The following is an 11,858-nucleotide window of genomic DNA, read 5'->3' as shown; positions in this document are numbered from 1 at the left end:
TGAAGAAAATTTAGCCATAAAAAATGCACCTCCAATTGTTAGACTGTGTCTAACAATTGGGGTGCACTTCAAAATTTGTTAATGACTTTTGGTTTCTATAAAAAACCGCTCTAATCCTTCTTCCCAAGACGGCATTTGTGAAAAACCATTTAATCGTAGCATGTTATGTTGAAAGATAGAATATTTGGGCCTCGCAGCTGCAGCCCCGAATTCTTCCGTTGAAACAGGTAATACATTCACTTTCATATTGGCGTATGAAAATATCTTTTGTGCAAATTCAAACCAAGAGCATGAACCACTGTTTGATACGTGGTATGTACCGTATAAAGAAGTATGAATGAGCTTATTAATAACCATATTTAAATCCGCCACATACGTAGGAGAGCCAACTTGATCCGCTACAACGGATATTTCATCTCTTTCTTTTCCTAATCGCATCATCGTTTTCACGAAATTATTTCCATATTTACCATATAGCCACGATGTGCGAACGATAAAATATTTATTATGTAACTCTTTGACGAACTGCTCCCCCGCATACTTAGAGGCCCCATATATATTTATCGGCGCTGGACTATGAAATTCGTCGTATCCATCTGGTCTGGCACCTTGAAATACATAATCAGTACTAATATAAACTAGCTTCGCCCCTACTAATTGTGAAGCAACCGCTACATTTCGAGCTCCGATTGCATTTATTCTATACGCAAAATCCTGTTCTTTCTCCGCATGATCTACTTTCGTATAGGCAGCACAATGAATAATTATATGTGGTTTTATTTCTTGTACCACTTGTTGTATTCGGGATATATTTGTCACATCTAATAACTTTTTATCAAATGGATATATATCATATTCTTCAGAGTCTAACTCTTCAAATAGTTGCTTTCCTAATTGACCGTTTGCTCCTGTTATGATAACCCTCTCTTTCATTTAACATGCCCCTTACTAATCTTTTAGTGGTTTCCACCATTCCTTATTCTTTTCATACCATTTCACCGTCTCTTGTAATCCTTGTTCAAACGTGTATTTCGGTTCCCAATCAAATTCATTCTTCATTTTCTCTGCATCAATCGCATAACGACGATCGTGCCCTAAACGATCTGTAACATATTCAATGTCTTTTTTTGTTTTTCCTAAAAGAGTAATAATTTGTTCCACAACTTCTACATTTGTTTTTTCATTATTTCCACCTATATTATATACTTCTCCTACACGTCCCTTATGCAGAACAACATCAATCGCACTGCAATGATCCGTTACATGTAACCAATCTCTTACATTTAAACCATCACCATATAACGGTAGTTTTTTTCCTTCTAGTGCATTCGTAACCATTAATGGAATTAATTTTTCAGGATACTGGTACGGTCCATAATTGTTAGAACAACGCGTTACTATAACCGGTAATTGATATGTTTTATAGTAAGATAGAGCTATCATGTCCGCGCTCGCCTTACTTGAAGAATATGGACTATTTGGAGCTAACGGCGTTTTCTCTGTGAACTTCCCTGTTTTTCCTAAAGAGCCATACACTTCATCCGTTGATACTTGCACAAGTTTTATATGCGAATATTTTTTAACTAGTTCTAATAAAGTGACCGTCCCAATTACATTTGTATCATAAAAAGGAATCGGATTTTCAATACTACGGTCCACATGTGATTCGGCTGCAAAATTTACAATCACTTGTACGTTTCGCTCTTTTATAACGTGTTCTAATAGCTCTCCATTTTGAATTTCTCCCTTTACAAAAGAGTAATTCGGGTGATCCAGAAGAGATTTTACGTTATTTAAATTCCCGCTATATGTTAAGGCATCGTAATTAATAATTTTATATGTTTCATAACTTTGTAGCATGTAATGAACGAAATTACTTCCAATAAATCCAGCCCCACCTGTCACTAATATATTCATAAACAACGCTCCTACTTAAAAACTATCTTCATATTTCTCTAATAATGGTAATATCTGATCCTTATCGGACAATATAGGATCGGTTACTGGCCAAGGAATTGCTAAATCTTTATCTTCCCAAAGTAATCCTGAGTCATGCTCTGCGCTATAATATTCATCTACTTTATACATAACGATAGTATGCGGAACAAGCGTGCAAAATCCATGCGCAAACCCTTTTGGCACTAGTAATTGCCGATGGTTATCTGCACTTAAAATATATCCTTTCCATTGTTTAAATGTTGGTGATTTTTTTCGTAAATCAACGATAACATCATAAATTGCCCCTTGCATAACTTGAATGAGTTTCGTTTGTGCTTTCGGTTTTTTTTGAAAGTGTAGTCCCCGAATCGTTCCTGCCTTAGCCGAATAAGATACGTTATCCTGTACAAATGAATACGTTATCCCTAATGTTTCTAGCACCTGCTTATTATAACTCTCTGAAAAAAAGCCACGCTCGTCTCCAAACAACCTCGGTTCTAACAATTTTGCATCGGTAAAATTTGTTTCTACAACTTTCATATTCTCACCTATTCTCCGTTAAACTGTTTCCCAAAATTAATATCACGCGCTAACGTATTCGCCTTTTGAAGCGAAGCATGAGTTCCCGCATCAGTCCACCAGCCGCTCATTTCATTATAAGTAAGTACCCCTCGTTTTAAATACCAATTATTTATATCTGTAATTTCAAGTTCTCCCCGTGCAGAAGGTTTTAATTCTTTAATATAAGAAAAGACTTTCGAATCATACAAATAAATTCCCGTAACCGCATAAGAACTTTTCGGCTCTTTCGGCTTTTCTTCAATTTCAACTATTTTTCGGTTTTGAATATGTGCTACACCAAATCTTTCGGGATCTTCTACAGATTGCAATAGCACTTTCGCACCTTCTTTTTGATTTGCAAACTCTTCAACATACGGAAGAATATCATCTGAAAAAATATTATCCCCTAATATAACTACCATACGATCATTCCCGACGAAATCTTCACAAAGCCCTAACGCCTGTGCGATCCCGCCCGCTTTATCTTGCACACGATACGTAAAGGACACTCCAAATTCATGACCACTCCCTAAAAAGCTAACAACATCCCCCATATGCTCTTTACCCGTAATAATCATAATATCTGTAATATCGCATTGTTTTAGCTTATATACCGCATGATAAATCATCGGATACCGACCAACAGGAAGTAAATGTTTATTCGTTACTTTCGTTATTGGATATAATCTCGATCCAGTACCACCTGCTAAAATAATTCCTTTCACTTTTCATCTCTCCTTTATGATGGAGATAATATATCTTTGTAATGTTCTACAAACACTTTCCGGTACTTCTCATATGTATCCACATCAAACTCATCCCCGTTGTAATGAATACACCATAAATTTGCTTGATTTGGGATACCAATTAAATAACCAGCCCTTTGAAACTCTAAAGACTGTGACACATCATAAAAGTGAAACCCTTGAAACAAATCTTCTCGCCACGGAATATCATACTGCGTTGCCATGAATAAACCATCAATTGCCTGAACTGACAAAAATGGTTGATTACCATAAAAAACCTGATCTAAATTTAATAATTGATAATTCCGTCTTCTATACTCAATCACTTTCCCTACTAAATTTTTTCCTTCCCACCATATCCCGTTATTCGGTAAAAACTGAGCCCCAGCGACTCCTATTAAACCAAGCTTTTCATTTTCTTTAAAAAGAGATATAAGTGTAGAAAACATGTCTCGATTAATAAGATATGTATCTTGATGTATATACACTTTGTATTTCGCTGGATATGAAAGGGCTCGGTTGTATGCACTTGCCATACTTTGCGCATCTCGTATCGGAAAAATTTGCACGACATAACCAGAGGGAACAAAAATGTTTCTTATTTGGCTCTCACATTGTTTGAAAAGCTCCTCATTATTTACACAAACAACGACTAATATTGTATGATCTTTCATTTTTGTCCCCCCTTTTATTCTTCCTTATTTACATCTGACATATAGTGTTCCACAAATATTTTCCGATACTTTTCATAGTTCGTCATATTCACATCAAAATGATAATGGATACACCAAGCATCGCGCTGTACAGGTACACCGACTGTATATCCTGCTTTTTTAAATTCAAATGATTGAGATACATCATAAAAATCAAATCCGTCAAATAAGTCTTCTCGCCACGGAACATCATATTGTGTCGCCATTAATAAACCATCAATACATTCTACAGGAATAAATGTTTTTGATTCATGATACGGTTGTTCTAAACTTGCCATATAAAACAAATCATTCATATAACCAATGACTTTTCCTACAATTCCACGCCCTTCGTTCCATACGCCAGTCGGAGGAACATATTGCGCTCCAACCATCCCAATCATCCCAAGGTTTTCATGTTCCTCAAATAATTGAAGTAATCCGTATAAAAAAGCCCTATTTATAATAAAAACATCTTGATGTAAATACACTTTATACTTCGCTGGATGCGAAATGGCTTGATTGTATCCACTCGTCATACTTTTCGCATTTCGAATCGGCATAAATTGGACAATATACCCTGGCGGTACTAACAATTGCAATATATGTCGCACGCAGTTTGCATACAATTTCCGATCATTTATGCATGTAACAAATAATATTGTTTTGTCTGCAGCACTCATAATTGTGATTTTTCAGCTTCAATAATATACTGAAATACAACTGTCTCAGCCATGAAGCCACTTCCAAGACGATATTTTTTACAAATTCCATATAACTCCTCAATAAGCGGCTCATACATTTTATGATCAACATATACACGATCTACTTTACTAATTGAATATCCTGCTTTTAAAAACATTCTTAGCATTTCATTGAATGTAAAGAAACGAATATGTGTTTTATCTAATAAACCATATTCTGTATACGTCCAATTTCCAGCAAGTAAGGGAGCTAATACTGAAATATGAGCAACGTTTGGTATACTTGCTAAAATCATACCATTTTGCTTTATATATGGCTTAACCTTTTCAATCACAGCCCACGGATCAAATAAATGCTCTAATACATCCCCAAATAGGACGCAATCAAATTGCCCCTCCTCATAAGGAAGATCTATTTTTTCTATATCCCCTAAAATAACATGATCTAGTCTTTCCTTCGCTTTTTCTGCCGCCTCTGGAAATGCCTCTATTCCTGATACACGTGTACCGTTTTCTTTAATAGCTGCTCCCAATGTACCGCTCGAGCAACCAATATCAAGAACTTCTTTCCATTCCTTTTTTATATGCTTTAATAAATTCGGATTCGCTGCATTATAATAATGCTCGGATTTTTCTTCATATAAAGAACTTTTTTCGCGATTCATTTCACACACTCCTTATGCAAATTGAATTAGAAATATAAATCTCATATGAATTCTATAAAGTGCAGATTTTGTTCATCCCCCAATGATTATTAGCCCGCAAATAGCAGTATAAAATCTTTTATTTATATTGGTTACGTTACTGATACTCTAATATATAACCAATCTATTAGAGTTAGAATAGCGATAAATCATTTCTAAAAAACGAAACCTATTACACTTTATATGGTTTATCAAAAACTCCCCGAAAATATTTACGGTTATATTCAATTGCAGCATTATTCGGAACATAAGAAGCTGCTAATTCATTGTAATAATACGCTTTATCCTGCTCCCCTAACCTGCTATAACAAATACACATTTGTAAATAGGGTAGCCATGTGTAGCTAGCTGGACTATGGAAAGGACTTTCCGTTGCCATTGGTACTTCCGTGGCAAGTTTAAACCAAAATATCGCTTCATTATATTTTTCTTGTTCCATATATATATATCCTATTCTTGTACAATTCTCTCCTCTAGGGACGTCATACCGAAACGACTTCACACAAGATTCGATTGCCTTCTCCCACATTCCTAGCTTTGCATAGCAATCTCCTAACTTACCACATGCATAAATTTTCTCTTCATACCATCCTTCGTCTTGATTAAGAAATGTTTCATATAGAAGAACTGCATCATCATATTTTTGGTTATCCGTAGATTCATTTGCGTAATAAAATAAATCTCTCGGACTTAATTCTTCACCTGCCGCTACAGTATTTTGAAAAATTTTCAAATTACGATTTGTTACTTTTTTTTCTTTTTTATGTGTAATAGCAACATTACTACTAAAAACCTCACCAGAAATAGCTAAATACTCATGAACCTTTCCAAACCATTGAAATTGTTTTTCACGCTTTACAAGTCGATTTCTTTTTGTACAATATAAAGGTTTCCCGTTAGAATCCATTGCAAGATGATAAGGCATCGAAACAGCATCAATTTTAGGATCTAATTCTCTTTTTAAAAGTTTCAATGCTTCTTGAGCATCTTCTAATAAGACATCATCTGCATCTAGCCACAATATATACTCTTGCGTCGCTTTTGAAAAAGAAAAATTTCTTGCTGCTGCAAAATCATCAATCCACTGGAAATCATATATGTTAGAAGTGTATTTCTCTACGATTTCTTTCGTTCGATCGACGGAACCTGTATCAACTACTATAATTTCATCCACAATTTTTTCAACTGTTTCTAAACAACGGGCTATTGTCTCCTCCTCATCTCGAACAATCATACATAAACTAATTGTAATTCCTTGCTTGTTCAACATAATCACCCTCTTCCAAATCAATCATATGTTATACATATACTAAACTTTCCATTTTTTTAAATTGTTCAAGTAGTTTAAGATTTCTTTTCAATAATTCAAATGTCCGTGTCATTTTCTTTCGGTTTTGCATCTACTATATAATGAACGCTTTATGGAGGTGAATTTATGTCAAATAATAATTATTCAAATGGATTAAATCCCGATGAATCTTTATCAGCTAGTGCATTTGACCCTAATCTTGTAGGACCTACATTACCACCGATACCACCGTTTACCCTTCCGACTGGGCCGACTGGGCCGACCGGGCCGACTGGACCTACTGGACCTACGGGGCCGACTGTACCTACCGGGCCAACTGGACCTACGGGACCTACAGGACCTACAGGACCGACTGGTGGCACTGGGACTACTGGACCTACGGGGCCGACTGGTGGCACTGGGACTACTGGACCTACGGGGCCGACTGGTGACACTGGGGCTACTGGACCTACAGGGCCGACTGGTGACACTGGGGCTACTGGACCTACGGGGCCGACTGGACCGACTGGACCGACTGGACCATCTGGACTAGGGCTTCCAGCAGGATTGTATGCATTTAACTCCGCTGGGATTTCTTTGGATATTGGACTTAATGCTCCAGTACCATTTAATACTGTTGGATCTCAGTTTGGTACAGCAATTTCTCAATTAGATCCTGATACTTTCGTAATTAGTCAAACTGGATTCTATAAAATTACCGTTATCGTATACACTGCAGCAGTAAGTCTATTAGGAGGACTTACAATCCAAGTAAATGGGGTATCTGTTCCAGGTACTGGGGCCACTTTAATCTCAGTTGGAGCACCTATCGTTGTTCAAGCAATTACGCAAATTACGACAACTCCATCATTAATTGAAGTAATCGTTACAGGGCTTGGGCTATCATTAGCTGTTGGTACAAATGCATCTATTATTATTGAAAAAATCGCTTAATTTTTTACTTAGCAGTAAAACTGATATCAGTTTTACTGCTTTTTCAATTTCAAATTCAATCATGAAACATTCGCTATCTACATAATCATATTGTTGTATGACATTTTGCAGGAGGCACAAATATGGAAAGTAAATCTGCTGTTCAGCTTTATCTCGAATTGCTAAAGAAGACCATTTTATTTGAAATATGGTTAGAATATGAGGCATACTTACCCGCATCTCTACATATTTCAAAAGAACTAGAATTCGAGCCAGTTACAGTCCCCCTCCCTTTATTCATTAAGCAATATGCTGAAAACCATAACTTAAAAATTGTAAAACCAAATGTTTCAAAAAGTGAACGCCATGATGGAATGGATTGGCCAAGAGCAGCACATAGCATGATCGGTCGAGAACGTATGAACCAATTACAAGAGGCAATGGAAACCGTTGTTCGTGAAAATATAGAGGGAGATTTTATTGAAACAGGTGTATGGCGCGGAGGATCGTGCATTTTTATGAATGGTTTTTTACAAGCAAACAACATTACAAATCGTAATGTGTGGGTCGCTGATTCATTTGAAGGTTTGCCAGCACCGAATCTAGAACAATATCCAAAAGATTACGGTGATTATTTGCACACATTCGATTATTTACGCGTCTCTTTAGAACAAGTACAAGAGAATTTCAAAAAATATGATTTACTAAATGATCAAGTGAAATTTTTAAAAGGCTGGTTTAAAGATACTTTACCAACAGCACCAATTGAAAAAATAGCAATTGCACGGCTTGATGGTGATATGTACGAATCCACAATGGATGGTCTCGTGAACTTATATGATAAAGTTTCTAAAGGTGGCTATATAATTATCGATGACTACGGGCTACCGCCATGCGCTGAGGCTGTGACAGACTTTAGAAACCAACGAAATTTAAAAGCCCCTATTACTAAAATTGATGTATTTGGCGTTTATTGGAGAAAAGAATAAAAAAGATTTAATCTATAGGAGATTTCATTTTCACTCATCCTTCTCTCACTTCTAATCCAATTAAGTATTCTTTTTCGGAATCTCCTTACATATAACAATTGTTTTCCTGTGTTCTCTCAATACAAATTGAAAATTTTATTAATAGATTTACTACATCTTCTCATACAAGAAAGGGGTATACTCATGAGTGAACTTAACAAAGAAATGACTTTACTCCCCCCTCCTGAACTCGTCCAATATGTAGGTGGCGACTTCAAAAAAGTTGGAAAAGAGTTCCTAAAGCATTTTATTCAAATTGGCGCTTTAAAACCAAATGAAAAAGTATTAGATGTAGGCTGCGGCGTCGGTCGAATGGCTGTACCATTATTGAATTACTTAAATGATGATGGAGCGTATTATGGATTTGATTTGTTTAAAGATGGAATTACTTGGTGTCAAAATAACATTTCAACTATGCGTAATAATTTTCACTTTGAACATGTTGACATATACAATCAATTCTATAATCCAGAAGGAAAAGAAGATGCCTCTCAATATCGTTTCCCCTATGAAGACGGGACATTCGATTTTATCTTTTTAACTTCTGTATTTACGCATCTTCTCCCAAAAGAATTAGAACATTACGTATCTGAAATTGTACGTGTATTAAAAAAAGACGGGAGATGTTTCATTACATTCTTTCTTATAAATCCTGAATCGTCCTATTATTTAAATGCAGGACAAAGTACATTAGGTTTTTATCATCGAATCGAAAATTGCTACGTTGTAAATAAAGATATTCCGAATTTCGCAGTTGCTTATCCTGAGACAGATATTTGCAATCTATTGAATAAGTACGGCCTAGAAATAATCAATAAGCCGCATTACGGTTTATGGTGCGGCAGACATGAATATACAAGTTACCAAGATATTGTTCTTACAAAAAAAAGCTTCTGAAAGGAAGTTATGTATGATGAATGAAAAAAATCCACCTCTCGTTTCCATCCTTATTCCCACTTATAATCGGCCTCATTATTTCAAAATTGCTCTAGAAAGTGCATTGGCACAAACTTATTCTAATATTGAAATCATCATCGGAGATGATAGTACAAATGATGAAACAGCAACTTTAATACGCGAACAATACTTACCAAATTATAAAAATATAACATACATTCGAAATATCCCTACTCTAGGACAATTTCACAATGACCTTATGCTCATAGAAAAATCAAATGGTGAGTATATAAATTTTTTAATGGACGATGACGTGTTTTATAAGCATAAAATACAAAAAATGATGACCTATTTTGAGCAAGATCCCAATAAAAATCTTGCTCTTGTTACTTCTTATCGAGTACGCATTGATGATCATGGAAATCTAATAGGTGATTCCCATCCAACACAAAAGTTATATAGTGAAGACACCCCATTAAACGGGATATTTTTAGGTAATTGGATGTTAAAGGGTGGACACAACATTATCGGTGAGCCTACAACTACCTTGTTCCGAAAGGAATTGCTCACTGAACCTTTTGGCACCCTTAAAGAGCGACAATATTCTTGTAGTGTTGATATGGCCTCATGGATTTCTTTACTTTCTAAAGGAAATGCAATATACATTTCTGAGCCTTTAAGTCAATTTCGCTACCATGCTGGACAACAAATACACAATAAGCTCCTTCAAGGTTGTGAAGATTTCACACACCTCGTTATAACAGCAAAAGAATATGGCTTTTTACAAAATACTACAGACTATAGAGCAGCTCTACTTAGTGCTTACCAATGGTGTAAAAGTTCCTTAAAATACTATCTTCATCAACTAGATATTTTTCCTGACGCACATGTACGTCTTTCCCATTGTTTGGATATAATTATTAAAGAGTTAAACAATTAAACTACTCTGCAAAATTAAAAGTGTATGGACTATATGTGAATCATTCGTATAGTTCATACATTCTTTCTCATACTATAAAGTGAAACTTTAATCAGCTCTCACCAATCGGGCTTTTACGGGCAGTTGATCCCCCACCTAACTTCTTCGCTTTCGCTGAATTTTGAGGTAGGGGTCTTACTGCCCATTAATGCGGGATAAAATCCATTACTATAAAGAGCAGTAGAAAGGAATACCTACATTGAAAGATCCAAATTCTCAATATCAAATAGACTACGTATTACTATTTATTTTATTTGCCATTGGGATTGTTAGTTGTTGTGCTATTGCAAGTGCGCAAGCCTCTTTACCGCCATTTTTACAAAACGTCAATTTTGTACTAAAGCAAATCCAATGGTATTTCATTGGATTTATAGCCATTGGTGTTATTATGATTATCGACTTCGATCGTTATCAAAAAATTGCTTGGTATTTGTACAGCTTTGCAATGGTACTACTTATTGGACTAGAACTTCAAGTACCAGGTGCCGTTACAATTAAAGGCGCTACCGCTTGGTACAGGCTCCCAGGCATCGGAAATTTTCAGCCTTCTGAAATTATGAAATTATTTTTAATTATCGTCATTGGACGAATTATAGCAAACCATAATGAGAAATATTTTTCCCAAACAATACATGACGATTTTTTACTACTTGGAAAAATATTTGCAACAAGTTTGCCACCACTACTACTCATCGCAAAGGAACCAGATTTAGGAAATACAATGGTCATTTCAGCGATGCTTGCAGCAATGATACTAGTTTCTGGCATACGATGGCGTTTTATTTTCGGATTAGTTTCAGCTACTTTCGTTGCTGGAACTACATTAATATATATTTTTTTTACTCACACAGATTTCTTTAAAGCACACATTTTAAAAGAATATCAATTAAATCGCTTCTACGGATGGTTAGCACCTTACAAATATGATGCACAAGGCTATCAATTAAGACAAGCATTCTTAGCGACTGGATCCGGAGAAATGCAAGGAAAAGGGTGGGAAAATGGACAAGTATATTTTCCAGAACCACATACAGATTTTATTTTCACTAATGTCGCTGAACAATTTGGATTTCTAGGCGCAAGTGTCATTATTTCTCTTTTTTTCTTACTCATTTTTCGAATGATTCATATTGCTTTAGAAAGTAATGATCCTTTCGGTAGTTACATTTGCGCTGGTACAATCGGAATGTTTACTTTCCAAGTATTCCAAAATATCGGGATGACAATCGGATTACTCCCCATTACAGGGATAACATTACCTCTTATGAGCTACGGAGGAAGTTCACTGCTTACATACATGATTGCGATTGGATTCATTTTAAATGTTCGCTCAAGAACGAAAATCTTTATGTTTAAATGAACAACACAAAAACGCTATATTTTTATCT

At 35.6% G+C, this 11,858-nt stretch carries 13 protein-coding genes; 5 read left to right on the top strand and 8 right to left on the bottom strand.

What is annotated here, in order from left to right; genetic code table 11:
- Positions 1-78: 78 nt before the first annotated feature.
- From rfbD to QO049_RS15470, 8 genes are all read right to left on the bottom strand, one after another.
- Positions 79-933: a dTDP-4-dehydrorhamnose reductase gene (gene rfbD / locus QO049_RS15505; RefSeq protein WP_048568771.1), complete on the bottom strand. Its 855-nt coding sequence runs from the start codon at positions 931-933 to the stop codon at positions 79-81.
- Positions 934-948: 15 nt separating this feature from the next.
- A complete protein-coding gene (rfbB, locus tag QO049_RS15500) occupies positions 949-1,917 on the bottom strand; it encodes a dTDP-glucose 4,6-dehydratase (protein WP_001024163.1) in 969 nt (322 codons plus the stop codon).
- A gap of 15 nt (positions 1,918-1,932) precedes the next feature.
- Complete coding sequence (gene rfbC, locus QO049_RS15495; RefSeq protein ID WP_065704580.1) at positions 1,933-2,478, bottom strand: dTDP-4-dehydrorhamnose 3,5-epimerase; 546 nt, start codon at positions 2,476-2,478, stop codon at positions 1,933-1,935.
- Between the two features lie 8 nt (positions 2,479-2,486).
- Positions 2,487-3,224 carry a sugar phosphate nucleotidyltransferase gene (locus tag QO049_RS15490; RefSeq protein ID WP_000676160.1) on the bottom strand — a complete coding sequence of 246 codons (738 nt, stop codon included), beginning with the start codon at positions 3,222-3,224 and terminating at the stop codon, positions 2,487-2,489.
- A 14-nt stretch (positions 3,225-3,238) separates the two neighbouring features.
- Positions 3,239-3,919 (bottom strand): glycosyltransferase family protein, encoded by a 681-nt coding sequence (locus tag QO049_RS15485; RefSeq protein ID WP_065704582.1) that lies wholly within the window; start codon positions 3,917-3,919, stop codon positions 3,239-3,241.
- A gap of 14 nt (positions 3,920-3,933) precedes the next feature.
- Positions 3,934-4,620 (bottom strand): glycosyltransferase family protein, encoded by a 687-nt coding sequence (locus QO049_RS15480; protein WP_001271187.1) that lies wholly within the window; start codon positions 4,618-4,620, stop codon positions 3,934-3,936.
- On the bottom strand, positions 4,617-5,306 hold the full coding sequence (locus tag QO049_RS15475; protein ID WP_284489322.1) for a class I SAM-dependent methyltransferase: 690 nt from the start codon (positions 5,304-5,306) through the stop codon (positions 4,617-4,619). The genes QO049_RS15480 and QO049_RS15475 overlap by 4 nt, the downstream gene beginning before the upstream one ends.
- Before the next feature lie 211 nt (positions 5,307-5,517).
- Positions 5,518-6,615 carry a glycosyltransferase gene (locus QO049_RS15470; RefSeq protein WP_000932913.1) on the bottom strand — a complete coding sequence of 366 codons (1,098 nt, stop codon included), beginning with the start codon at positions 6,613-6,615 and terminating at the stop codon, positions 5,518-5,520.
- A 165-nt stretch (positions 6,616-6,780) separates the two neighbouring features.
- Between QO049_RS15470 and QO049_RS15465 the strand changes: the two genes are divergently transcribed.
- From QO049_RS15465 to QO049_RS15445, 5 genes are all read left to right on the top strand, one after another.
- Entirely contained in the window at positions 6,781-7,587 is an 807-nt protein-coding gene (locus QO049_RS15465) for a BclA C-terminal domain-containing protein (RefSeq protein ID WP_284489321.1), read from the top strand.
- Positions 7,588-7,709: 122 nt separating this feature from the next.
- Complete coding sequence (locus QO049_RS15460; RefSeq protein WP_000444386.1) at positions 7,710-8,555, top strand: TylF/MycF family methyltransferase; 846 nt, start codon at positions 7,710-7,712, stop codon at positions 8,553-8,555.
- A gap of 183 nt (positions 8,556-8,738) precedes the next feature.
- Positions 8,739-9,491, top strand: a complete 753-nt coding sequence (locus QO049_RS15455) for a class I SAM-dependent methyltransferase (RefSeq protein WP_001292838.1) — start codon at positions 8,739-8,741, stop codon at positions 9,489-9,491.
- 13 nt (positions 9,492-9,504) lie between these two features.
- Positions 9,505-10,431, top strand: coding sequence for a glycosyltransferase family 2 protein (locus QO049_RS15450; protein ID WP_098218417.1), 927 nt, complete (start codon positions 9,505-9,507; stop codon positions 10,429-10,431).
- A gap of 238 nt (positions 10,432-10,669) precedes the next feature.
- Positions 10,670-11,830 (top strand): FtsW/RodA/SpoVE family cell cycle protein, encoded by a 1,161-nt coding sequence (locus QO049_RS15445; protein ID WP_000654700.1) that lies wholly within the window; start codon positions 10,670-10,672, stop codon positions 11,828-11,830.
- Positions 11,831-11,858 lie beyond the last annotated feature (28 nt).

It is taken from the genome of Bacillus sp. RB3 (assembly GCF_030164735.1).
GTDB classification, from domain to species: Bacteria; Bacillota; Bacilli; order Bacillales; family Bacillaceae_G; genus Bacillus_A; species Bacillus_A cereus.
This window is presented reverse-complemented; position numbering and strand designations above follow the sequence as displayed.